The sequence below is a fragment of the Erythrobacter cryptus DSM 12079 genome (genome assembly GCF_000422985.1).
GTDB lineage: Bacteria > Pseudomonadota > Alphaproteobacteria > Sphingomonadales > Sphingomonadaceae > Erythrobacter > Erythrobacter cryptus.
In genome coordinates, this window is record NZ_KE383966.1 from 66,007 (window position 1) to 89,396 (window position 23,390).

Below are 23,390 nucleotides of genomic sequence, written 5' to 3' on the forward strand. Positions count from 1 at the left end.
TGCCGCGGCTAGGGCGCAAGCATGGAAAATGACGGGGCCAGCAAAGCCGGGCTTTCGGCAGGCGAGGTGCGCCCGGCCGGCTGGCTGCTGCTCGCCGCGCTGATCGGCGGCAATGTCGCGCTCGCGCTCGGGCCGTGGTTCGTGCGCGCGGCCGATACCGGGCCGGTCGCCGCCGGGTTCTGGCGGCTCGCCCTTGCGCTGCCCTTCATGGTGCTGCTCGCCCGGTCGAGCCGCCAGCCGCTGTTCGGAATGCCGGCGCGCACGCTGGCGCTGGTGGCGCTGGGGGCGGTGACATTCGCGTTTGATCTGGCCAGCTGGCACATCGGCATCGGCATGACCCGGCTGGGCAATGCCACGCTGTTCGGCAATTCGGGCTCGCTGGTGCTGTTGTTCTGGGGCTTCATTGTCCACCGGGTGCTGCCGGGCAGGCTCGAATGGCTGGCGATCTCCTTCGCGCTTGCCGGCGCGGCGATCCTGATGGGGCGCAGCCTCGAGATTTCGCAGGCGACGCTGGTGGGCGATCTGTTCTCGGTGGCGGCGGGGCTGCTCTATGCGGTCTATCTGCTCACCCTGCAGAACGCGCGCGGCGCCTTCGGTGCGTGGAGCCTGCTCGCCTGGGTGAGCCTGTTCGGCGCCCCGGTGCTGCTGGGGATCGCTCTTGCGCTGGGCGAGCCGGTGTGGCCGCAGGATTGGGGGCCGGTGATCGGCCTCGTCGTGACGAGCCAGCTGGTCGGCCAGGGGCTGATGGTCTTCGCGCTCAGATATTTCCCGCCGCTGGTGGTGGGCCTCGCCTTGTTGACGCAGCCGGTGGTGGCCTCGGCCTATGGCTGGCTGGCCTTTGGCGAGGTGCTGAGCGGGCTCGATATCATCGGCATGGTGCTGGTGGGCGCGGCGCTGGCGGTGAGCAGGGCGCGGGGTTAGCAGCGAGACTTTGGCGGACTGGCGGCAGAACCGGCGGCTATCCGGGCCAAGGCAACGCGATAGATGCAGAGCGGGTCTTCGAGCAGGTAAGCCCCCAAGGCCGCCAATGCCGGAGGGAACGCGTCAAGCGGGATCGCCCTCAAATTCGGCTCAAGCCCAAGGGCTGCTGCACCAAGCCGAGTGCCACGATGCATGAACACCTGCGTCGGCTCAAATCTGAGGTAAAGGCCCAGCCTCTGGGCGATATCGTAAACCAGCATTTCGCCCGCGCCGGGAATGGGCAGAACTGTGCGCTCCACGAGATCGAACAGTTCTTCAAAATTCCGACAGCTTCCGATCTGGTCTGTTCTGGCAAGCAGGTGGTGCTTTGCTTCAATGAGAACCGAACGGGGAAGGCGTGACTGATGAGAGTGCTTTTTGAGCGCCCCGCCCTTTCCTGATGGAATTTGGCTCATCGCCGCACGTTCAATCGCCTCCTTGAGCGATTTGGGCCGTCGGCCGAACCACTCCTCCTCCTTTTCCACGCGGGGGTGCCAGCGTGTCAAAAAGTCACGAGCAACGTCTTCGAATGAGCGCAGCGCGAGGTTGTCCGGTTCGGCCACCCCTCAATCCCCGCTCAGCCGCACCTTGCCCAAATCGCCCATCCCCACGGTGCCGCTGGCCATTTCCAGCATCCTATCGAGGCTGCGCTTGGCCTTGATGCGCACCTCCTCGTCGATGGTGATCTGCGGCGTCAGGTCGCGCAGCGCGACGTAGAGCTTCTCCATCGTGTTCAGCGCCATGTAGGGGCAGATGTTACACGAGCAGTTGCCGTCCGCCCCCGGCGCGCCGATGAAGGTCTTGTTCGGCAGCGCCTTTTCCATCTGGTGGATGATGTGCGGCTCGGTCGCGACGATCAGCGTGTCGCCGGCAAACTCCCTGGCAAACTTGAGGATGCCGCTGGTCGAGCCGACATAGTCCGCGTGGTCGATGATGCTCGGCGGGCATTCGGGGTGCGCGGCGATCGGCGCGTCCGGGTATTGCTCCTTGAGCTTGAGGAGCTCGGTTTCGCTGAAGGCCTCGTGGACGATGCACACGCCCGGCCAGAGCAGCATCTCGCGGCCGAACTTACGCGAAAGATAGCCGCCAAGGTGCCGATCCGGCCCGAAGATGATCTTCTGCTCGGGCGGAATCTGGGCGAGGATGGTCTCGGCAGAAGACGAGGTGACGATGATGTCGGAGAGCGCCTTCACCTCGGTCGAACAATTGATGTAGGTGAGCGCGATGTGATCGGGGTGGGCTTCGCGGAAGGCCTTGAACTTTTCCGGCGGGCAGGAATCCTCCAGGCTGCACCCGGCGTCCATGTCGGGCAGGATCACTTTCTTGTGCGGCGACAGGATCTTCGCCGTGTCGGCCATGAATTTGACCCCGCAAAAGGCGATGACGTCGGCGTCCGTGGCCGCCGCCTTGCGGCTGAGCTCCAGCGAATCCCCCACGAAGTCGGCAATGTCCTGAATGTCGGGCGTCTGGTAGTAATGCGCGAGGATCACCGCGTTGCGCTCCTTGCGCAAGGCATCGATTTCGGCCAGCAGGTCGGCGCCGGTGGGGACTTTGGTGAGAAGGCTCATGGGTGCGATCCCGCTAATGGTCTTGGCCTGCGGGATATAGGCGCGCGCGCGCGATTTTCGAGCGAAAAGCGGCAGGCCTGCCTACATAGCAAAGCCCGGCGGGATGAAGGCCGCCATCGGCCGCTCTGCCCCCGGGGTTCCGGCGATCACGCTTTCGGTGACGGCATAGCCCAGCGGCGAGTAGGCCAGCGCCATCGAGGCGGCAAACACCGCGGCATCGATCCCCACGCCCCACCAGTATGCCGGATGCACGCGCCCGTCGCGGCGCCAGTCGGCGATCATGCCGATCAGCGGGAAGGCGAGGGTGAGCAGGTTGGCAAGCGGCCAGGCATAGGGAATGAACAGCGGCATCGGCAGCAGCCGGCCGAGGCCGGGGCCGGTGAGGATGCTCGTCGCCACCAGCATCAGCCGCCGGTGCCAGCCGCTGTGCCGCTGCACCCGGAGCGACCACAGCGCCAGCCCGCCGAAGGTGAACAGGCCCGCGAGATTGCTGATGAAGAACTCGTTCTGGGCGAAGAAGAACGGTCCGCCGGTGGTGCGCGCCGAGACTGTGATGATCATCGTGCCGGCCGCCACCATCGCCGGGACCCAGACATAGGCCAGCCGCCCCAGCCGGCGGTGCAGCGCCCGGTTGCCCGCGGCAATGGTCAGCGCCTGCATGACATAGAGCGCGAGCCAACCCATGAAGATCATGCCGTGGACATGGAACGGCCACGGCGCGGCAAAGCTCGATCGCCCCATCGCCAGATTGAAGCTGAAGCCCGCGACGATCAACAGCGCCATCAGCAGCGCCATGATCATGAAGAACCGCGTATCGCGCGACGGCGCGCTGCGTGGAGCCCATGTGGCCATCCCGCCCTCCCAATGCGCGTCCCTGGGCGGCAGGTTCACCACGTCCGCGCGGTCTGGGCAAGCGTGTTTGTCGGAGTGGAATCCCCGCTTGGTCGAAAGTGCTCAGGGTGCGGTCAGGCCGCGTGCCACACCTCGTCCCCGTCCGCCATGGCGCGCCGCGCCATGCCGCGCTTTTCAAGGTCGATCAGATGCGCGGTCACGCTCATCTCGGCGGCAGGCACGAGGCGCGGGTCGAGCCCCTTGTACATTTCGGGAATGAAGCCCGCCACCGCGCGCGGCGCTTCGGCAAGCAGGCGCAGGATCTGCGCCTCGCGCTGGCGGCGGTGGGCGATCATGCCGCGCACCAGCTGGCGGGGCTTGTCGATCGCGGGTCCGTGGGCCGAGTGATAGACCCGGTCATCGCGCGCCATCAGCTTTTCAAGGCTCGCCATGTAATCGCCCATGTCGCCATCGGGCGGGATAACCACGCTGGTTGACCAGCCCATCACATGATCGCCGGTGAACAGCGCCCGCGATTCTTCGAGCGCAAAGCACAGGTGGTTGGAGGTGTGGCCCGGGGTGGAAACCGCGATCAGCGTCCAGCCGGTGCCGCGCATCCCCTCGCCATCGGCAAGCACCCGATCCGGCGCATAGGTGGGATCGAAGGCCTCGTCGGCGCGGGGCAGGTCGCTCGCCAGCACCAGCGGCGCGCAGCCCACCACCGGCGCCCCGGTGCGCTGGCTGAGCGGCGCGGCGGCCGGGGAATGATCGCGGTGGGTGTGGGTGCACATGATCGCCAGCACCTGCCGCCCGGCGATCGCTGCGATCACCGCCTCGAGGTGCGCCGGATCGTCGGGCCCCGGATCGATCACCGCGCAATCCGGCCCTTGCCGCTCGCCCACGACATAGGTCTGGGTGCCGGTGAAGGTGTAGGGCGAAGGATTGGGGGCGAGCACGCGGCGCACCAGCGGTTCGACATCTTCGGCGAGGCCGGTGGGCCAGGGCTGGGGAGGGATCGTGACCATGGCCTTGCATATGCGGCCGCGCGTGGCAGAAGTCACGCCAAAGAGCGCGGGGGTGGGGCGAGCCCCCCGGCGCCCGGGCGGAAGGTTGTGCGCGGCAACCGCGCGCTCAAGCAATGAAGTGGGAGCGCAACAACCTCGCGCTCAAGCAACGAAGTGGTAGCGCATTAGAGATGTCCGATTACATCCTCGTGCTCGATGAAGGCACCACCTCCACCCGGGCGATGCTCTTTGCCGCGGACGGAGTGCTGGTGGCGAGCAGCCAGGCGCCGCTCACCCAGCATTATCCGCGCGCCGGCTGGGTCGAGCACGATCCGCAAGAGATCTGGGACAAGACCCTCGCCTGCGCGCGCGAGGTGATCCCGCGGGTGGGCGGGGCGGCGATGATCGCCTGCATCGGCATCACCAACCAGCGCGAGACCGTGGTGGCCTGGGACAAGGCAAGCGGCGCGCCGCTCACCCATGCCATCGTCTGGCAGGATCGCCGCACCGAGCCGCTCTGCGCCGCGCTGCGCGAGGCGGGCGAGGAGGAGGCGATCGCCGCGCGCACGGGCCTGAGGCTCGATCCCTATTTCTCCGCCACCAAGATGCGCTGGATGCTCGAGAACGTTCCCGAAGTGCACGCCGCGGCAGAACGGGGCACGCTCGCGCTTGGCACGGTGGAAAGCTGGCTGGTCTTCAAGCTCACCGGCGGCGCGGCGCATGTCTCGGATGCGAGCAATGCCAGCCGCACGCTGCTGATGGGGCTTGAGGATGCGCAGTTCGACGAGGGCCTGTGCGAGCTCTTCGGCGTGCCGCGCGCGGCCCTTCCCGGGGTTACCGACATGGCCGGCCCGCTTGGCCTCACCGACAAGGCGCTGTTCGGTCGCGCCATCCCGATCACCGGGCTTGCCGGCGATCAGCAGGCGGCAACCATCGGCCAAGCCTGCCTCGCGCCCGGCCAGACCAAGGCGACCTATGGCACCGGCGCCTTCGTGCTCACCTGTCAGGGCAGCCGCATCCCGCGCTCGACCAACCGCCTGCTCGGCACGGTGCTGACCCAGATCGACGGGCAGCGCAGCTATGCCATCGAAGGCTCGGTGTTCGTCGCCGGCAGCCTGATCCAGTGGCTGAGGGATTCGCTCGGGATCGTCGCGGTGGCCGAGGAGACCGAGGCGCTCGCCCGCTCGATCCCGGACAGCGGCGGGGTGGTGATCGTGCCGGCGCTGGCTGGCCTCGGCGCGCCGCATTGGCAGCCGCAGGCGCGCGGGGTGATTGCCGGGCTCAGCTTTGCCAGCGGCAAGGCCGAACTGGCGCGCGCCGCGCTCGAGGCGATGGCGCACCAGACCCACGATCTGGCCGCTGCCTTTGCCGCCGACGGGGCACCCTGGCAGGCCCTGCGGATCGATGGCGGCATGGCGGCCAATGACTGGATGGCGCAGGATCTGGCAGACATTCTCGGCCTGCCGGTCGAGCGCCCGGCCTTTGTCGAGACCACCGCGCTCGGCGCGGCGATGCTGGCGGCGAGCGGGGCCGGGCTTTATCCCGATCTTCCCGCCGCCGCCGAGGCGATGCGCGGCGCGCTCACACGCTTTGAACCGGCGATGACCGATGATGTGCGCGCGGCGCGGCTCACCATGTGGCGCAAGGCCCTGGCTGCCGCCTAGCCGCTCAGGGCGGTGCGGCTAACCCCGCCGCCCGAATTCGCGCCCGATGCGTTCCTGAAAGGCGCGCGCGGGCGAATCCATCTCGAAATGCTGGCGCCATGCCTCGTCCAGCCGGGCGATGCGCTGGTGCAGCCGCTCGGTATCGGCGATGAGTTCGCGGGTGGCCGGTTCGAGCAGGGCAAGCTGGGTCGGATCGGCAGGCCGATCAGGCGGCAGCGCCCCGTGCAGGCGCACCTGGTTTTCGCTGAGTTCGCCCGAGAACAGCGCCCGCTGGTTGAGCAGCCAGGCGAGCACGTGCATCATCCGCGTGGTGGTCTTGAGCCCCTCGGTCGAGAGCGCGAGGCGCACCAGTGCCTCCTCGCCGTTGGGCGGCTCGCGCGTGCCCGCGGTGAACACCGCGCGCACCTCGTCGGCCAGCACCAGCGCCTCGCTGTAGAGCGCCTCGATGATCGGCCGGGACAGGTTCGTGGTGCGCGCCATCATGGCTGTCGCAATAAGCCACAACGCCCCGCGCCGCCACGCGCGCATGGTTACTTTCCCGGCAATTTTTGCACCCGTCCCGCAGGGAAACAGATTGGCGCATCGCCCGGGTGGGGCGGCAGGCTGGAGCGGCTCAGGCGATGATGTCGGGCAGCAGCGTGTCCTCGATGATCGCGATCTGGTCCTTGAGGCGCAGCTTTCGCTTCTTGAGCCGGGCGATCTGGAGCATGTCCGCGCCCGCGCTGCCGCGCGCCGCCTCGGTCAGCGCGGCGATCGCGGCGTCGAGGTCGCGGTGTTCGAGCTTGAGCAGCTCGAGCCGCTTGCGCAGTTCCTCCTCGGTCATGCCGCCTGTGCTCCTCCTTCGCGCGCCTGTGCCCGCAGATTGCCGCCCGCGCGCTGGTGCGTGCGGGAATGCCCCGCGCAGCTAAGCGTTCCGCAGCGATTCGATAAGGGGCAGCCGCGCGCTTTTGCGCAAGCGGCGCCGCGGCCCGCCGCAGCGCTGGTGGGGCCCGTCCGTTCACGATCCATTAGGGCTTTCAAAGCCAGGCTGCTTGTGGTTTCACTGAAACCTGCGGCTCGGCCGCAAGCGCTGCCGAGTCGCCTTTCTGGGGGCATCCCCCCGCAGGACAGGAGAACGCGATTATGGCATCGAGCGCAGTGTCTTCCCACCTCCACGCCCTTCAAGCCAAGCACGCCGGCCTCGAGGCCCGACTGCGCGAGGAGATGGCCCGGCCCCAGCCCGACACCGCGACGATCCAGCAGCTCAAGCGCCAGAAGCTGCGCCTCAAGGAGGAAATGGCCGGCTTCTAGCCGCCGCGCGGGGCCGTGGCGGCGGCTGCGCCCGGCATTGGCGCGCCCATCTGCACGGCAGGTGCGCGCGGCGCATCTGGGCTTTTGCATTTGCCGCGGGGAATGAATAGACCTTGGCGGCCATGAGTGCCGCCGCCGCCGCCGCCGCCCGCCGCATCCTCACCCGCCTCACCGGCGTCATGGCCTCGCGCCTGCACGCCCAGGCCAAGCTCGACCAGGTGGTCGAGATCATCGGCGAATGCCTCTCGAGCGAAGTGTGCTCGATCTATCTCCTGCGCGACGGGATGCTCGAGCTGTTCGCCACCCGCGGGCTCAACCAGAGCGCGGTGCATGTCACCCGCATGGGCGTGGGCGAGGGCCTGGTGGGGGCGATCGCCAAGAAGATCGAGACGCTCAACCTCGCCGAGGCCAAGGCCCATCCCGATTTCCAGTATCGCCCCGAAACCGGCGAGGAGAAGTTCCATTCCTTCGCCGGGGTCCCGATCATCCACCGCGAGCGTGCGGTGGGCGTGCTGTGCGTCCAGCATGTCGAGCCGCGCCGCTACGAGGACGTGGAGATCGAGGCGCTGCAGACCACCGCGATGGTGCTGTCCGAACTGATCGCCAATGCCGAGCTGATCGACGAGGAGGACGCCCGCGCGCTCACCCCCGAGCAGACCGGGCCGCAGACCCTTTCCGGCCTCACCCTCGTCAAGGGGTTGGGCGCGGGCCATGCGGTTTATCACCAGCCGCGGGTGGAGATCACCCAGGTGATGGCCGAGGACACCGAGGCCGAGCGCCAGCGGGTCTATCGCGCCTTCGACAAGATGCGCGAGCAGATCGACGCGCTCGCCAGCCAGGCCGAGTTCGGCGTGGGGGGCGAGCACGAGGAGGTGCTCGAGACCTACAAGATGTTCGCCTATGATGAAGGCTGGTCGCGCCGGATCAACGAGGCGATCGATTCCGGCCTCACCGCCGAGGCGGCGATCGAGCGGGTGCAGCAGCACACCCGGATGCGGATGCGCGAGATCGACGATCCGCTGCTCGCGGACCGCATGCACGATCTTGAGGATCTCTCCAACCGCCTGCTGCGCATCGTGGCCGGGCAGGTCGGCACCGCCGCCTCGCAAGGGCTGCGGCGCGACACCATCCTCATCGCCCGCAATCTCGGCCCGGCCGAGCTGCTCGAATATGACAAGCGGCGCCTCAAGGGCGTGATCCTCGAGGAAGGCTCGCTCACCGCCCATGTGGTGATCGTTGCCCGGGCGATGAACGTGCCGGTGCTGGGCCGGGTCAAGAACGTGCGCACCACCATCCGCGAGGGCGATGAGATCCTGCTCGATGCCAGCGCCGGCCAGGCCATCATCCGCCCGCTGCCGCAGGTGGCCGAGGCCTTCCACGCGCGCTTTGCCAAGAGCCGCGAGAAGCAGGCGGCCTATGCTTCCTTGCGCGATGTCGAGCCCTTCACCCGCTGCGGCACGCGCATCCAGGTGATGATGAACGCGGGCCTGCGCGATGACATGGCGATGCTGGCGATGACCGGAGCCGACGGCGTCGGGCTGTTCCGCACCGAGTTCCAGTTCCTGGTTTCGGCCACCCTGCCCCAGCGCGAGCGCCAGACAAGGCTCTACCGCGACGTGCTCGATGCCGCCGGTGACAAGCCGGTGATCTTCCGCACCGTCGATATCGGCGGCGACAAGTCGGTGCCCTATCTCGCCTCGGAGATCGCCGCGCAGGATGAAAACCCGGCGATGGGCTGGCGCGCGCTGCGCCTCGCGCTCGAGCGCGAGGGGCTGATGAAGGTGCAGGCCCGCGCGCTTCTCGAGGCCGCCGCGGGCCGCGCGCTTCACGTGATGTTCCCGATGGTGAGCGAACCCTGGGAGTTTGACGCGGCCAAGGCCGTGTTTGATGAACAGCTCGCCTTCCTGCGCAGGCAAAAGAAGCTCCTGCCCGAGCGCATCCATTTCGGCGCCATGCTCGAAGTCCCTGCGCTTGCCGAAGTGCTCGATCTCCTGCTGCCCAAACTGTCTTTCCTTTCGATCGGCACCAATGACCTTACGCAGTTCCTGTTTGCTGCTGACCGCGCCAATCCCAAGCTCGCCGAGCGCTATGATTGGCTGAGCGTGGCGATCCTGCGCTTCCTGCGGCGGGTGGTGGAGGCCAGCCGCGGTTCGGGCGTTGAGATCGGGGTGTGCGGCGAGATGGGCGGGCGGCGGCTCGAGGCGCTGGCGCTGCTCGGCATCGGTTATCGCCGCCTCTCGATCACCCCCACCGCGGTCGGCCCGATCAAGGAGATGGTGCGCAAGATCGACCTTGCCGAATTGTCCGCGGCGATGGCCGGCTGGCTCGCCGATCCGGCCACCAACCTGCGCCGGGAACTGGCCGCCTGGGCCGAGGCGCGCGAGATCGAGTATGATTGACCCATCGCGGGCCGCTGGCAGGTGCACGGGGCGTGGCAGCGTGCTAAGGCAGGGTCTGTCCGGCGGCGCGCGGCGCGCGAATCCGGTTCAAGGTAAATTCAGCCACGCATTTTCAGGGACAGCCTCGGCAGAAGGCGCAAATTCGGGTCATGGACAGCAAGCACGAGAAGGGCGCGCCGGACGTGCCGGACAGCGCGGTTGAGGACATCGCCCCCGGCGCGGGCGGCCCCGGGGCGCAGCTGCGCGCCGCGCGCGAGGCGCAGGGGCTTGCGCTGGCGCATATTGCCGCAGAAACCCGCATTCCGCTGCGCCATCTCGAGGCGATCGAGCGCGGCGCCTTCGACACCCTGCCGAGCCGCACCTATGCGATCGGCTTTGCCCGCAGCTACGCCAAGACCGTGGGGCTCGAGGAGGCGGCGATCATCGCTGCGGTGCGCGCCGAACTGAGCGATGGCGCCGCGCCGCGCAGCGTGCCGAGCGCGGGGCTGGAGCCGGGCGATCCGGCGCGGGTGCCCTCGCCGGGCCTTGCGTGGGCCGGCGCGCTGGCGGCGCTGCTGCTGGCGGTGGGGGCCTATGCCTTCTACAATTCCCATTTCGCCGCCGGCAGCGTGCCCGGCTCGCTCCTGCCCTCCGCCCCCAAGCCCAGCCCGGCCGCGCCGGCCCGCGCCGCGCCCAGCCCGGTCGCGGCGGCGTCCAGTGGGCCGGTGGTGCTGACCGCGCTCGAGGATGGCATCTGGGTGCGGCTTTATGAGGAAGGCGGCGCGCGCCTGGCCGAGCGCACGCTGGCCAAGGGCGAGACGCTGACCGTGCCGGCCGAGGCGCGCGATCCGCGGCTCAACACCGGGCGGCCTGACGCGCTGGCGATTACCATCGGCGGGCAGCCGGCGGCGCCCCTGTCTGATCGGCCGGTGACGCTTGCGGGCGTGCCGGTTTCGGCCGCGGCGCTGCGCGCCCGTGCCGCGCCCACAGCCCCCCCCACCACCCCTGCCGCCGCTGCCCCGACCACGGCGCCAGCCGCAGCGCCCCCGCGCAGCGAGGCGCGCGCGCCGGCGCGCCGTGCGCCAAGCGCAGGCGAGGCCGCGCCTTCTGCAAGCGCGCCCGAGGCCGCGGCGCCCCCCGCTTCCGAGCCTGCCGACGGCGCGCGCAGCGAAGCGCCCGGCGCCTGAGGCCTTGGCCTTGCGGCATCCTGCCGAATTAGCCGTTGATGATCGGCCCGCTTCCTCTCGACTTGGGCGCCGCGCCAAGGCAGGGAAGGGCGGCAATATCACCCGGCCCGGCCCCAGCGGCAGGGCCACAGACCCGGGAGCCTGACGCGCCATGACCAGAGCCCATCGCCCCGTCTTCGTCCGCCTGTCCGGCGCCATGCTGGCGGCAGCTGCCATCGCCGCGGTGCCAGCACCCGCCGCGGCGCAGGACAACGCCACCGCCGATGCCCGCCTGCGCAAGATGGAAGCCGAAATCCGCGCGCTCCAGCGCAAGGTCTTTCCCGGTGGGGACGGGCGCTTGTTCGAGCCGCAGATCGCCCCTGGCGCCGCCGCCACCGGCCCAGCGCCGAGCGTCAACCCACCCGCCACCACCGCGGTGACCGACATCCTGCTGCGCCTCGATGCCCTCGAGGCGCAGCTCCAGGCGCTCACCGCGCGCGCCGAAGAACAAACCAACCGTATGGTTCAGCTGGATACCCGGCTGACCGCGCTCGAAACCCGAGGCAATGCGCCGCTGGTGGCTGCGGCGCCAGCAGGCGTAGCGACGCCTTCTGCATCCACCCCCAAGCCGGCCTCCTCATCCGCGCCTGCCCCCGCCAGCGCTGCTGCGACGCCGCGCCCGGCCGCGCCGGCGGCAAGCGCGCCGCGCGCCGCAAGCCCGGCGCCGACCGCCGCCTCAGCCGGGGCCACCACTGCCAGCGCGTCCGCGCCCAGCGCCGCCCGCCTTGCCGCGGTGCAGGCGATCACCAAGCCGCAGACCGCCGATCCGGGCGATGATGAATACAGCTATGGCTTTCGCCTGTGGAACGCGGGCTTCTATCCCGAGGCGCGCCAGCAGCTCAACAAGTTCGTCGAGCAATATCCCAACCACCCGCGCATCAGCTATGGCCGCAATCTGCTCGGCCGCGCCTTCCTTGACGACAACATGCCCAAGGAGGCGGCAAGCTGGTTCCTCAAGAACTACAACGCCGACAAGGCCGGCGCCCGCGCGCCTGACAGCCTGCTCTATCTCGGCCAGGCGATGATCGCGCTCAAGGACACCAAGCGTGCCTGCATCGCGCTTGCCGAATTTGCCGAGACCTATCCGCTGATCGCCTCGGGGCGCCTTGCCAGCGAGTATGAGGCGACCCGTGCCAAGGTGAAGTGCAGCTGATCGAGGCGGCGGCGCGCCGTTTTGCCGCCGATCTGGCGGCGCTGTGGCCCGAGGCCGAGCGCCATGGCCCGCTCGGCCTTGCGGTCTCGGGCGGGGCTGACAGCCTTGCCCTGCTGCTCATCTCCCATGCCGCGCTGCCGGGCAGGATCGCGGTGGCGAGCATCGATCACGGACTGAGACCCGAGGCGGCGGCGGAAGTGGCGCTGGTCGAGCGCGTTGCGGCGCAGCGTGGCATCCCCTTTGCCGCGCTTGGCGTGAGGCTTGCCCCGGGCAACACCCAGGCCCGCGCCCGCGAGGCGCGCTATGCGGCGCTGGCACGCTGGGCGAGAGGCGCCGGTCTGGGCGCGGTCGCGACCGCGCACCACGCCGATGACCAGGCCGAAACCCTGCTGATGCGCCTTGCGCGCGGCAGCGGGCTATCGGGCCTTGCCGGAGTGCGTGCGCGCGGCCTCATCCCCGACAGCGAGGTGCCGCTGCTGCGCCCGCTGCTCGGCTGGCGACGCTCCGAGCTGGCGGCGATCGTTGCGGCAGCCGGGCTGGTGCCGGTCGATGATCCTTCCAACCACGATCCCTCCTTCGACCGCGCCCGGATGCGCGCCGCGCTGGCCGAGGTGCCCTGGCTGGATCCGCTCGCGCTGGCCGCGAGCGCCCAGCATTTGGCCGAGGCCTGGGCGGCGCTCGAATGGTATGCAGAGCTTGACTGGCACGAGATGGTGCTGCGCGAGGAGAGCACAGAAGGCGCGCCCTGCTATGCCTATTGCGCCAACGCCCCGCGCATCATCGGGATCGAGACGATCCTCAGGATCCTGCGCGCGCTCGGCGGCCATGCCAGCCGGGCCGAGGCCGCGCGTGCGTGGGACCGGCTGTGGGCAGGGCAGAACGCCTCGCTCGGCGGGGTGCTGGCGGTGCCGAGCGCCGAGAAGGTGGAGAAGGTGGGGGCGGTGATGCGAGTGTGGCGCTTTCGCCCCGAGCCGCCGCGCCGGGCGCCGAGCTAGAGCACCTTGTCGCCCACCCCGATCATCCGCCCGCGGGTGATGATCACCTTGTCACCGCGCTTGGTGGCTTCGAACAGCTTGGCGGCAAATTCATCCGGCACCCCGATGCAGCCGTGCGAGGCATAGCCGTTCATCACCGGAGAGCCATGGATGGCAATGCCGGTGCGGGTGAGCCACAGGCTCCAGGGCATTGGGGCATTGTCATACTTGCGCGAGAAATGCTGGCGCGACTTGTCGAGCACCGGAAAGACCCCGAGCGGAGTGGGGTGCGAGGGCGTGCCCACGAGCACCACGGCGGTGCCGATCTCGTGCCCGTCACGAAAGGCGCTGAGCACCCGGGCTTCGAGATCGACGGTGATCACGAGCTGGCCGGTGGCGGGCGCGGCGCTTTCGTCCCAGAACCAGTCGCCATAGCGGATCGTGCCCTCGATCGGCAGGATCGACTTGACGATGAAGGGCTGAGGCTCAGGGCGCGGGGCCTTGGCCGCGGGCCGCGCGGCTGGTTTGGGGGTGGGATTGGGCGCGGGCCGGGGCGCGGCGGCGGGAAGCGGCTGGACCACCGGCTCGGCGATCATCCGCACCGCCGGGCCGCGCGGGGGCGCGGGTTCGGCGGCGGGGGCCGGGGCTGGCGCGGCCTCGACGAGCGGCGGGAGCCCGGCATAGGAAGCCATCGCCGCATCATTGGCGGGCATCTCGCTGTCGGGATCGATGCGCTCGAAGGTGCCGCGCGCCTGTGCGGCCACGGCCTCGGCGGCCTCGGCGGCGCGCGCCGCTTCGCCGGCAGCCTCAGGCACGCTCTGGCCAAAGGCCGGCCAGGCGAGCGCGGCGAGCGCCAGGAGCGCGATCGGGGTGACGAGCGAGCGGATCATGCCCCCCTTATGCCGCAACGCCCGTGCCAAGGCCAGCGCCTTGGCCTTCGCCGTCCCCCCGGGGGACGCGCCGCGCCAAGGGGGTTAACGCGCACGGGCCTGATTGCGGGCCTGCAAAGCGCAGGCGCTCAGGCGATCACGCCAAACAGGTCGTGCGCGTCGGCATCCTCGATCAGGACGCTGACGATATCACCGGGCCTGAGGCTTTCGGGCACGTTGCGCAGGTGCACCGCCCCGTCGATCTCGGGGGCGTCGGCCTTGCTGCGCCCGGTGGCGCCGATATCGCCATCCTCGTCCGGCGCGCCGACCTCGTCGATGATCACGGGAAGCGTGCGCCCGACCTTGGCGGCGAGCTTGGCCGCGCTGATCCGCGCGCAGGCCTCCATCAGCCGCGCATAGCGCTCTTCCTTGACCGCCTCGGGCACCGGATCGGGCAGGGCATTGGCCGCCGCTCCCTCCACAGGCTCGAAGCGGAACGCGCCGACGCGGTCGAGCTCAGCTTCCTCGAGCCAATCGAGCAGATAGCGGAAATCCTCCTCGCTCTCGCCCGGAAAGCCGACCACGAAGCTCGAACGAATGGCGATGTCGGGGCAGATTTCGCGCCAGGCCCTGAGCCGCTCGAGCACCTTGGCCTCGTTCGCCGGGCGGCGCATGGCCTTGAGCACGCGCGGGCTGGCGTGCTGGAAGGGAATGTCGAGATAGGGGGTGATCAGCCCCTCGGCCATCAGCGGGATGAGCTGATCGACATGGGGATAGGGATAGACATAGTGGAGCCGCACCCAGGGCCGCTCTCCCTCGGGCGTGCGCAACTGGCCAAGCTCGCGGGCCAGATCGGTAAGGTGCGCGCGCACCTCCCGTCCCTTCCACGCGCGCGCCTCGTGGCGGATATCGACCCCATAGGCGCTGGTATCCTGCGAGATGATGAGCAGTTCCTTGGTCCCTGCCGCCACCAGCCTTTCGGCCTCGCGCAGGCAGGCATCGATCCGGCGGCTGGCGAGTTTCCCACGCAATTGCGGGATGATGCAGAAACTGCAGGCGTGGTTGCAGCCCTCGGAAATCTTGAGATAGCTGTAATGGCGCGGGGTGAGTTTGATCTCGGGCTGCGGGATCAGATCGACAAACGGCCCCTGGCTCGGCGGGGCGTGGGTGTGCACCGCCGCCACCACCTCCTCATACTGGTGCGCCCCGGTGATCGCCAGCACCTGCGGATGCACCGCGCGGATCGCCTCGGCCTCCTCGCCCATGCACCCGGTCACGATCACCCGGCCATTGGCGGCGATCGCCTCGCCGATCGCGGCCAGGCTTTCGGCCTTGGCCGAATCGAGAAAGCCGCAGGTGTTGACCAGCACCACATCGGCCCCGGCATAGTCTTCGGCAAAGGCATAGCCATCGGCGCGCAGCCGGGTGAGGATGCGCTCGGAATCGACCAGCGCCTTGGGGCAGCCGAGGCTGACCATGCCGATGCGCTTCTGCTGGGGCAGGGTGGTGGGGGTGTTCATGGCCGCGCGCCCCCTACACCGTGCGCGCCCCCAGCGCTAGGCTTGACCGCGGGGCGCCTGCCGGGGCATCGCATGGCGCCATGATCGACCGCCTGCTGTTTGACCACCCCCGCGCCGTGGGCGAGACCTATGGCGCGCATGCCCGCACCGCGCTCGGCTTTGGCTGGCGGATGGTGGCGGCGGGGCTTGCCTGCATCATCCATGCGCTCATCCCCGGCCTGTTTGCCGATACCGCCAGCCGCACCGTCGGGAGGCTCGCGGACGAGATGCGCGGCCGCAAGCCGCGGCCCGCCCCGGCGGGCGAGATGGAGTCCTTTGCCTATGTCATCTAGCGACCGGGCAGCGGCGGGAAGCAGCGCGCCATGAGCGACTTTGCCCTCATCCCCGTGCTCGCCGGCACCGCGGCGTTCTTTCTCGTGGGCGCGCTGTGGTATGGGGTAATCTTCGGCAAGGCGTGGCAGCGCGCCGCGGGGCTTGCAGAGGCCGATCTGAGGCGCGGCAACATGGCGCTGATCTTCGGCCTGACGCTCGCCTTTGAAATGCTGGTGGCGATGGTGCTGTGGCACCTCATCGCCCGCACCGATCCTGCCCCCCACGTGGTGATGATGATGGCGCTCGGCTTTGCCGGGGGCGTGATGATCCCGGCGATGGGGATCAACTACCTCTACCAGCGCAAGCCCCTGGCGCTATTCCTGATCGATGCCGGGCATGTGCTTGCCGGCATGGCGGCGATGGGGGCGGTGTTCGTCGCCTTTCGCGGCTAGTCGCGCGCGCTTTCGCTCGGCACGGTGGGGACGATCTCGACCACCACATCGCCCGGCTGGAGGCTCTGGCACTCGGCTTCCCAGAAGCCGATCGCCCGGCCATTGCGATAGACCCGCACCCCCCGTCCGCCGCTCGTCAGGCTGTCGAGCGAGCGGCCGCATTCCTCTGGCCCCACCACCCTTTCCACCAGCTGCACCCGCCCGCCGACGCTGGCAAGGTCAGCGAGGTAATCGGCAATATGCGCGCCCCTGACGCTTCCCGCGAGCAGCAGGCCGGTGAAGCGCACCGGATTGATGACGATATCGGCCCCGGCCTGGCGGGCGAGCAGCTCGTTGTCATCGGCGCGCACCACCACGCTGATCGGCACCTTGGGGGCAAGGTGGCGCACGGTGAGCACGATCAGGATCGAGGTGTCATCGCGCCCGGCGCTGACCAGCACGCTTGCCGCCTGGTCGATCCGCACCGCCTTCAGCGTCTCGTCGCGGGTGGCATCGGCCGCCATCACGTTGACGCCGAGCTTTTCGGCCTCGGCCAGCCGCTCCTCGGATGGATCGATCACCACGATGGTGCGCGGATCGACCCCGCGGGCGATCAGCTCGCCCACGCTCTCGCTGTTCGAGGTGCCATACCCCAGCACCACCACATGGCCGGTGAGCTGTTCCTGGATGCGGGCCATGCGCCACTTCTCCCAACTGCGCTTGATGACGAAATCGTAGGCCGCGCCGACAAAGATGAACAGCACCGCCACCCGCACGGGAGTGACGATCACCGCTTCGATCAGCCGTGCCCGATCGCTAACCGGGGCGATGTCGCCAAAGCCGGTGGTGGTGATGCTGATCATGGTGAAATAGACCACGTCGAGAAAGCTGACCTGGCCATCGAGATTGTCGTTGAGCCCGGCCCGGTCCCACCAGTGGATGGCGATGACCAGGCCGACGAGCCCGAGCGCGAGCCCGAGGCGGATGCCAAGATCGCCCCAAACCGGGATCTTCACCTGCCGCCGCAGGGGGCGGAACCGATCGGCGAGCATCGCCTTGCGGCGGAAGGGATTGCGGCTTGCATGCGGCCCGGCCATGCTTGCCCCGCCGCTCAGCCGCCGAAACGCTCGGCCAGGATGCCGATGGTCGAATAGTGGGTGAGATCGAGCTGGAGCGGGGTGACCGCGACATAGCCCTCCTCGATCGCTTCGAGATCGGTGCCATGATCGAGGGTGTGCTCGATCGGATCGAGCCCGAACCAGAAATAGCGATAGCCGCGCGGATCGCGCCCTTCGACCACGGTGCCGCGCGAGTAGTCGTGAAAGCCCTGGCGCACCACCCGGATGCCCTTGACCTCCTCTGGCGCGAGGGCGGGAAAGTTGATGTTGATGAGCGTGCGTTCGGCCAGCGGCGCATCGATCAGGGGCTGGAGCACCCGCGCGCCCCAGGCCCGCGCGGCGCCGAAGGGCACGTCATCGCCCATGCCCTCGCGCGCATAGACCTGGCTCAGCGCGATCGCGCGGATGCCGGCGAGCGCCCCCTCGATCGCCGCCGAGACCGTGCCCGAATAGGTGATGTCATCGCCGAGATTGGCGCCGCGGTTGACGCCCGAAAGGATGATGTCGGGCGGGGCGGGCATCACCGTGCGCAGCGCCATCATCACCGCATCGGTGGGCGTGCCGGTGACGGCAAAGCGCCGCTCGCCGAGCTTGTGCAGCCGCACCGGGCGGGTGAGGGTGAGCGAATGGCCCGCGCCCGATTGCTCCTCGGACGGGGCGCAAATCCAGATATCATCGGAAAATTGCCGCGCGATCTCCTCCAGCACCTTGAGGCCGGGGGCGTGGACGCCATCGTCATTGGTGAGGAGGATGCGCATCGGCCCGCTCATTCATTGCCCATGATGATATCGCCAAGCCCGCCGAGCACGCTGCCCTCGCCGCGGTTGCCGCCGGCGTTGCCCGCCGCGGCCAGCATCCGTGCTGCCAGACGGCTGAAGGGCAGCGACTGGATCCACACCTTGCCCGGGCCGCGCAGCCGGGCAAAGAACACGCCTTCCCCGGCAAAGAGCATCGATTTGACCCCGCCCACGGTTTGCAGGTCCATGTCCACCCCGGCGGTGAAGGCGGCGATGCAGCCGGTATCGACGTGCAGTTCCTCGCCCGGGCCAAGCTCGCGCTCGATCAGGGTGCCGCCCATCTGCACGAACACCCAGCCATCGCCGGAAAGCCGCTGCATGATGAAGCCTTCGCCGCCGAACAGCCCGGTCATCACCTTGCGCTGGAAGGCGATGCCAAGCTGCACCCCGCGCGCCGCGGCGAGGAAGCTGTCCTTCTGGCAGATCAGCGTGCCGCCCACTTCGCTGAGCTTGATCGGCAGGATGGTGCCCGGGGTGGGTGCGGCAAAGGCCACCCGCGCCTTGCCCTGCCCCTGGTGGGTAAAGACCGTGGTGAACAGCGATTCGCCGGTGATCAGCCGCTTGCCCGCACCCAGGAGCTTGCCCATGAAGCCGCCCTCGGCGCCGCTGTCGCTGCCATCGCCGAACACCGTGGTCATCACCACGCTGGCATCCTTCCACACCATTGCCCGGGCCTCGGCCACCGCGCTTTCACCGGGATCAAGCTCGATCTCGACCATCTGCAGGTCCTGCCCGCGGATGTCGAAATCAATGTCATCGGCAACGCCGGCTTGGCGGGCGTGGTGCCAGGGATTGGTGCTCATCACTTGTCTCCTTGTGGCTCGATGCGATCAAGGCCGCCCATGTAGGGCACGAGGGCGCTCGGAATTGTGACGCTGCCATCGGCGTTCTGGAAGTTCTCGATCACCGCCACCAGCGTGCGCCCGACGGCAAGGCCCGAGCCATTCAAGGTGTGGACGAAACGGGTGGCCTTCTCGCCCGCGGCGCGGCAGCGGGTGTTCATCCGCCGGGCCTGGAAATCGCCGGTGTTCGAGCACGAGCTGATCTCGCGATAGGCCCCCTGGCCGGGAAGCCAGACTTCGAGGTCATAGGTCTTGCGCGCGCCAAAGCCCATGTCGCCGGTGCACAGCAGCACCCGGCGATAGGGCAGGCCCAGCCGCTCGAGAATGGTCTCGGCGGCGCGGGTCATGCGCTCGTGCTCGGCCTCGCTGTCCTCGGGCCGGGTGATCGAGACCAGCTCGCACTTTTCAAACTGGTGCTGGCGGATGAAGCCGCGGGTGTCGCGCCCGGCCGCGCCCGCCTCCGAGCGGAAGCACAAGGTGAGCGCGGTGAGGCGGATGGGAAGCGCGGCCTCGTCGAGCAACTCGCCCATGACGCTGGCGGTGAGCGGCACCTCGCTGGTGGGGATCAGCCAGCGCCCGTTGGTGGTGCAGAAGCTGTCGCCTGCAAACTTGGGCAGCTTGTCGGTGCCATACATGGCCTCATCGCTCACCAGCACCGGCGGGTTGCATTCGGCATAGCCGTGTTCGCCGGTCTGCACGTCGAGCATGAATTGGCCAAGCGCGCGGTGGAGCCGGGCAAGGGGGGCGCGCAGGAAGGTGAAGCGCGCGCCCGAAAGCCGCGCCCCGGTTTCAAAATCCATGCCGAGCGCGGGGGCAATGTCGGCGTGTTCGCGCGGGGTGAAGGCAAAGACGCGCTTCTCGCCCCATTCGTGCACCACCACATTGCCGCTCTCGTCCGGCCCCTCGGGCACATCGGCGGCGGGCAGATTGGGGATGATTTCGAGCGCGGCCTGCAATTGCCCCGCGAGCTCCGCGGCGCGCGCCTCGAGCGCGGGCAATTCGTCCTTGAGCGCGGCGACCTCGGCCTTGAGCGCCTCGGCCCGCACTGTGTCGCCCGCCGCCATGGCCGCGCCGATCGCCTTGCTCGCCTCGTTGCGGCGGCTCTGGGCCTGCTGCGCCGTCGTCACCGCCTCGCGGCGGGCCTCGTCGAGCGCGATCAGCCGGGCAGCCTCGGGGCCAAGTCCCCGGCGGGCCAGCCCGGCATCGAAGGCCTCGGGGTTCTCTCGGATCAAGCGGATATCGTGCATGGGCAGGGCCTATGCCCGCTTGGCCGAGGCAAGGAAAGGGGGAAGGGGCGAAGCGCGGTCTTGGCGCAGCGGTCGCGCTTCGCCTTTCACCGGCAGATCAGAAATTGACCTGCGCGGTCACATAGATGCGTCGCGGATCGCCGTAGAAGGCGGTCAGCGTGCCTTCGCGCCCGAGCGTGGGGATGAAGGGCGCGCCCCCGACGCCGCCGGCGACGAAATTGTAGCCGGCGACGATATATTCCTTGTCGAACAGGTTCTTGCCATGCAGGCCCAGCGAGTAGCGGCCATCATCGGTGGTATAGACGAGGCTCGCATCGACGAGCACGAAGCCATCCTGATCGAGGAAGCGGTTGGGCACCTCGAACTGGCTGGCGTCCGAGCGCAGCGAGGCAAGGCCGATGAGGTTCAGCATCCCGCTTGCCACCGGCAGGCCGAGGTTGAAGCCCATGTGCGCGGTGATGTCGGGAGTGTTCTGGAACACCCTCTGGTCGGCCACGTCCCGGCCGAAGGCATCGATGAAGGTGTTGAACTTGGCATCGATCACCCCCAGCGACCAGTTGACGCTGAAGCGGCTGCCTTCCCCGGCAAAATCCTTGCCAACCAGGGCATTGCCCTCGAACTCGATGCCGTTGATATCGGCATCGGCGGCGTTCGAGGTGATGCCGATGAAAGTGTCGTTCACCCCGTCACCATTGCTGTCGAAGCCGACCGAGCCGGGGATCTGCACGTTCTTGTATTGCCCGAGGAACCCGGCGAGGCGGATGTTGAGGCGGTTGTCGAGCAGCGAGGCCTTCCAGCCCAATTCGTAGCTGTCCACCGTCTCCGGCTCGAAACTCATGAAGTCGAACACTTCCTCAGCGTTGCAGGCGCCGCCGGTGGCGTTGCGGCAGGCCGTGGTCTGGCCGCGCGGGTCAAACCCGCCGCCCTTGAACCCTTGCGAATAGGTGAAATAGACATTGTGGTTGGCATCGGGCTGCCAGCTGATCGAGGCGCGCGGGTTGAAATCCTCGAAGGTGCGGCTGCCGTTGAAATTGCTGGTGACGGCAAAGGCCGTGCCGGTGCCGCCGAAGAGGTTGGAAAAGCCGCCGAAGAAGCTGGTGCGCAGCACCCGGCTGGTGCGCTTGTCGTTGGTGTAACGCCCGCCCAGCGAGACGCTGATGGTGTCGGTGAGATCATAGGTGAAATCGCCGAAGATCGACCAGGTCTCGGTGTCCACATCGCCCAGCGTCTGCGCGGTGAGGCCGGGCAGGCCCAGCAGCGCGCCGGTGGTGAAAAGCCCGACATCGAAGGCGGTGAAGGCCTTGGCATCGAGATAGTAGAAGCCGAGCACGCCCGAGAGCCGATCACCCTCATAGACGAGCTGCACTTCCTGGCTGAACTGCTCGTTCTCATAGACCGCCGGCACATCGACATCGACCGCGGGCAGCGAATCGAAATCGATCGGTGTGGTGGACTTGTCCTCGCGGTAGCCGGTGATCGACTTGAGGGTGAGCGTGTCGGACAGTTCGATCGCGACATTGAGCGCGCCGCCCCAGGCCTCGACCTCCTGATCGACGATGTTGAGCCCGGCGCGGGTGTCGAACACGTCATCGAGCACCGGCGCGCCGGAAAGCAGGCCCGGGATCAGCCGGTGCCCCTGGCGCGCCTCGGAATTGTCCTTGATGTAATCGCCCGAAAGGCGAACGAACACCGGGCCGTTGTCGAACTCGATGGTGCCGCGCGCGGCCCACACGTCCTTGTTGTAGTTCTCGGTGCCGAGTGTGAGGTTGTCGCCAAAGCCCCCGCGCGACAGGCGCGCGCCGCTGGCGCCGATCTTGAGGTTGCTGCCGATTGGGGTCGAGGCGCTGACGATGATGTCGGCCTGATCATAGGAGCCATAGGTGGCGCGCACCTTGAGGCTGAGATCATCGGGCAGGCGCGCGGTGACATATTTGATCGCCCCGCCGATGGTGTTGCGCCCGTAGAGCGTGCCCTGCGGCCCGCGCAGCACCTCGATCCGCTCGACATCATAGATATCGAGCACCGCGGCCTGCGGGCGGTTGAGATAGACATCGTCGATATAAAGGCCCACGCCCGCCTCGAACCCGGCGACCGGATCCTGCTGGCCGACGCCGCGGATGAAGGCGGTGAGCGTGGTGTTGGTGCCGCGGCTCACCTCGAGCGTGGTGTTGGGCACCTGCTGGGCGATCTGGGTCAGCTCGAGCACGCCCTGCTGGGCGAGCTCCTCGCCCGAAATCGCCGTGACCGAGAGCGGCACGTCGAGCAGGCGCTCCTCGCGGCGGCGGGCGGTGACATAGATCACCCCGTCCTCGGCAAGGTCGCTCGCCGCGGCCTCGTCGGCGGCTTCAGCGGCGCTGTCCTGCGCGGCGGCGGGTGCGGCAAGCGTGGCAAGCCCGGCAGCGCCGGCAAGCAGCAGCGCGCGGGTGCAAAGCATCGTCTTCATCGAAAAAGTCCTCTCCTGGCCCTCTTGTGGCGCCCTTGATATTGAAAGGTGAACCACCTTTCAAGTTTGGACTTGTGCCGGCGCCCCGCTCGGCGTAGCGAAAGGGGCAAGGGAGTAGCCGATGGGCAACAGTCATGCGCGCGCGGCCGGGCCGGTTGTGGCGGGCCAGTCCGAGGCCAAGGCCCCGCGGACCGAGCGCGGGCGGCGCACCTTGCGCAAGCTGCTCGATGCGGCCGCCGAGGAGTTTGGCGAAAAGGGCTTTCACGAGGCCTCGGTCAGCTCGATCACCCGCCGGGCGGGCGTGGCCCTGGGCAGTTTCTACACCTATTTCGACAGCAAGGATGCGCTGTTCCGCGCGCTGGTGGCTGACATGAGCGAGAAGGTGCGCACCAGCGCCCGCGCGGCGCTGCGCGAGGGCATGGACGCGCTCGAGATCGAGCGCGCCGCGCTTGCGGCCTTCCTGGCCTTTGCTGCCGAGCACAAGGAGATCTACCGGATCATCGACGAGGCGGAATTCGTCGATCCGGCCAGCTACCGCCAGCATTACGAGACCATTGCCGCGCGCATTGCCGAGCGGCTGCGCGCTGGGGCGGCGCGGGGCGAGCTGCGCGATGGCCTGGGCGAGCTTGAGGCCTGGGCGCTGATGGGAATGAACGTCTTTGTCGGCCTGCGCTATGTGGTGTGGGGCGATGGCTCGGCTGGGCACGAGGAGATCGCCGCCGCGGTCAACCGCCTGCTCGCCGAAGGCATTGCCCGGCGCTGA

At 68.6% G+C, this 23,390-nt stretch carries 23 protein-coding genes; 10 read left to right on the top strand and 13 right to left on the bottom strand.

The features are described 5' to 3' along the window. Window positions 1–21 precede the first annotated feature (21 nt). Window positions 22–921, top strand: a complete 900-nt coding sequence (locus G524_RS0112485) for a DMT family transporter (RefSeq protein ID WP_027443980.1) — start codon at window positions 22–24, stop codon at window positions 919–921. Here G524_RS0112485 and G524_RS16930 read toward each other — a convergent pair. The 4 genes from G524_RS16930 to G524_RS0112505 all read right to left on the bottom strand — a co-directional run bounded on the left by G524_RS16930 (window position 918) and on the right by G524_RS0112505 (window position 4,384). Continuing rightward, window positions 918–1,523, bottom strand: coding sequence for a hypothetical protein (locus tag G524_RS16930; RefSeq protein WP_156894094.1), 606 nt, complete (start codon window positions 1,521–1,523; stop codon window positions 918–920). The two genes, G524_RS0112485 and G524_RS16930, sit on opposite strands and share 4 nt — an antisense overlap. A 3-nt stretch (window positions 1,524–1,526) precedes the next feature. Then, window positions 1,527–2,528 carry a quinolinate synthase NadA gene (gene nadA, locus G524_RS0112495; RefSeq protein ID WP_027443982.1) on the bottom strand — a complete coding sequence of 334 codons (1,002 nt, stop codon included), beginning with the start codon at window positions 2,526–2,528 and terminating at the stop codon, window positions 1,527–1,529. 81 nt (window positions 2,529–2,609) lie between these two features. Continuing rightward, entirely contained in the window at window positions 2,610–3,380 is a 771-nt protein-coding gene (locus tag G524_RS0112500; RefSeq protein WP_027443983.1) for a hypothetical protein, read from the bottom strand. A 113-nt stretch (window positions 3,381–3,493) separates the two neighbouring features. Then, window positions 3,494–4,384: an MBL fold metallo-hydrolase gene (locus G524_RS0112505; protein ID WP_027443984.1), complete on the bottom strand. Its 891-nt coding sequence runs from the start codon at window positions 4,382–4,384 to the stop codon at window positions 3,494–3,496. A gap of 170 nt (window positions 4,385–4,554) precedes the next feature. On the opposite strand from G524_RS0112505, the gene glpK reads away from it, so the two are divergent. Beyond that, the gene (gene glpK, locus G524_RS0112510; RefSeq protein WP_027443985.1) at window positions 4,555–6,027 is read left to right on the top strand and encodes a glycerol kinase GlpK; all 1,473 of its coding nucleotides are present in this window, start codon (window positions 4,555–4,557) and stop codon (window positions 6,025–6,027) included. A gap of 18 nt (window positions 6,028–6,045) precedes the next feature. Here glpK and G524_RS0112515 read toward each other — a convergent pair whose 3' ends face one another. Together G524_RS0112515 and G524_RS0112520 are read right to left on the bottom strand one after the other, a co-directional pair. After that, on the bottom strand, window positions 6,046–6,510 hold the full coding sequence (locus G524_RS0112515; protein ID WP_245561368.1) for a DUF1465 family protein: 465 nt from the start codon (window positions 6,508–6,510) through the stop codon (window positions 6,046–6,048). 130 nt (window positions 6,511–6,640) lie between these two features. Beyond that, on the bottom strand, window positions 6,641–6,850 hold the full coding sequence (locus G524_RS0112520; RefSeq protein ID WP_027443987.1) for a DUF465 domain-containing protein: 210 nt from the start codon (window positions 6,848–6,850) through the stop codon (window positions 6,641–6,643). Window positions 6,851–7,149: 299 nt separating this feature from the next. Between G524_RS0112520 and G524_RS16735 the strand changes: the two genes are divergently transcribed. The 5 genes from G524_RS16735 (at window position 7,150) to tilS (ending at window position 13,069) form a co-directional block, all read left to right on the top strand. Continuing rightward, window positions 7,150–7,317, top strand: a complete 168-nt coding sequence (locus G524_RS16735; RefSeq protein WP_084625182.1) for a YdcH family protein — start codon at window positions 7,150–7,152, stop codon at window positions 7,315–7,317. Window positions 7,318–7,439: 122 nt separating this feature from the next. Next, window positions 7,440–9,716 (top strand): phosphoenolpyruvate--protein phosphotransferase, encoded by a 2,277-nt coding sequence (ptsP, locus tag G524_RS0112530; RefSeq protein WP_027443988.1) that lies wholly within the window; start codon window positions 7,440–7,442, stop codon window positions 9,714–9,716. A gap of 149 nt (window positions 9,717–9,865) precedes the next feature. Continuing rightward, window positions 9,866–10,882 carry a helix-turn-helix domain-containing protein gene (locus G524_RS15995; protein ID WP_051221229.1) on the top strand — a complete coding sequence of 339 codons (1,017 nt, stop codon included), beginning with the start codon at window positions 9,866–9,868 and terminating at the stop codon, window positions 10,880–10,882. Between the two features lie 151 nt (window positions 10,883–11,033). Next, window positions 11,034–12,074, top strand: a complete 1,041-nt coding sequence (locus G524_RS0112540) for a tetratricopeptide repeat protein (protein WP_036857958.1) — start codon at window positions 11,034–11,036, stop codon at window positions 12,072–12,074. After that, window positions 12,065–13,069 (top strand): tRNA lysidine(34) synthetase TilS, encoded by a 1,005-nt coding sequence (tilS, locus tag G524_RS0112545; RefSeq protein WP_027443990.1) that lies wholly within the window; start codon window positions 12,065–12,067, stop codon window positions 13,067–13,069. Before G524_RS0112540 ends, tilS begins: the two co-directional genes overlap by 10 nt. Here tilS and G524_RS0112550 read toward each other — a convergent pair. Together G524_RS0112550 and rimO are read right to left on the bottom strand one after the other, a co-directional pair. After that, on the bottom strand, window positions 13,066–13,938 hold the full coding sequence (locus tag G524_RS0112550; protein ID WP_036857961.1) for a L,D-transpeptidase family protein: 873 nt from the start codon (window positions 13,936–13,938) through the stop codon (window positions 13,066–13,068). The genes tilS and G524_RS0112550 overlap by 4 nt on opposite strands. Window positions 13,939–14,066: 128 nt before the next feature. Next, a complete protein-coding gene (rimO, locus tag G524_RS0112555; protein ID WP_027443992.1) occupies window positions 14,067–15,437 on the bottom strand; it encodes a 30S ribosomal protein S12 methylthiotransferase RimO in 1,371 nt (456 codons plus the stop codon). Between the two features lie 80 nt (window positions 15,438–15,517). Between rimO and G524_RS0112560 the strand changes: the two genes are divergently transcribed. Next, on the top strand, window positions 15,518–15,769 hold the full coding sequence (locus tag G524_RS0112560; protein WP_027443993.1) for a DUF6356 family protein: 252 nt from the start codon (window positions 15,518–15,520) through the stop codon (window positions 15,767–15,769). A 30-nt stretch (window positions 15,770–15,799) separates the two neighbouring features. Then, a complete protein-coding gene (locus G524_RS0112565; protein ID WP_027443994.1) occupies window positions 15,800–16,201 on the top strand; it encodes a DUF1761 domain-containing protein in 402 nt (133 codons plus the stop codon). Here the strand turns inward: G524_RS0112565 and G524_RS0112570 are convergent. From G524_RS0112570 to G524_RS0112590, 5 genes are all read right to left on the bottom strand, one after another. After that, on the bottom strand, window positions 16,198–17,277 hold the full coding sequence (locus G524_RS0112570) for a potassium channel family protein (RefSeq protein ID WP_245561369.1): 1,080 nt from the start codon (window positions 17,275–17,277) through the stop codon (window positions 16,198–16,200). The genes G524_RS0112565 and G524_RS0112570 overlap by 4 nt on opposite strands. A 14-nt stretch (window positions 17,278–17,291) precedes the next feature. Continuing rightward, a complete protein-coding gene (gene surE, locus G524_RS0112575; protein ID WP_027443996.1) occupies window positions 17,292–18,056 on the bottom strand; it encodes a 5'/3'-nucleotidase SurE in 765 nt (254 codons plus the stop codon). 8 nt (window positions 18,057–18,064) lie between these two features. After that, window positions 18,065–18,898 (bottom strand): TIGR00266 family protein, encoded by an 834-nt coding sequence (locus G524_RS0112580; RefSeq protein ID WP_027443997.1) that lies wholly within the window; start codon window positions 18,896–18,898, stop codon window positions 18,065–18,067. Continuing rightward, the gene (serS, locus tag G524_RS0112585) at window positions 18,898–20,184 is read right to left on the bottom strand and encodes a serine--tRNA ligase (RefSeq protein ID WP_027443998.1); all 1,287 of its coding nucleotides are present in this window, start codon (window positions 20,182–20,184) and stop codon (window positions 18,898–18,900) included. The genes G524_RS0112580 and serS overlap by 1 nt, the downstream gene beginning before the upstream one ends. Window positions 20,185–20,281: 97 nt before the next feature. Further along, entirely contained in the window at window positions 20,282–22,627 is a 2,346-nt protein-coding gene (locus tag G524_RS0112590; RefSeq protein ID WP_084625183.1) for a TonB-dependent receptor, read from the bottom strand. A 121-nt stretch (window positions 22,628–22,748) separates the two neighbouring features. On the opposite strand from G524_RS0112590, the gene G524_RS0112595 reads away from it, so the two are divergent. Further along, entirely contained in the window at window positions 22,749–23,390 is a 642-nt protein-coding gene (locus G524_RS0112595) for a TetR/AcrR family transcriptional regulator (protein WP_027444000.1), read from the top strand.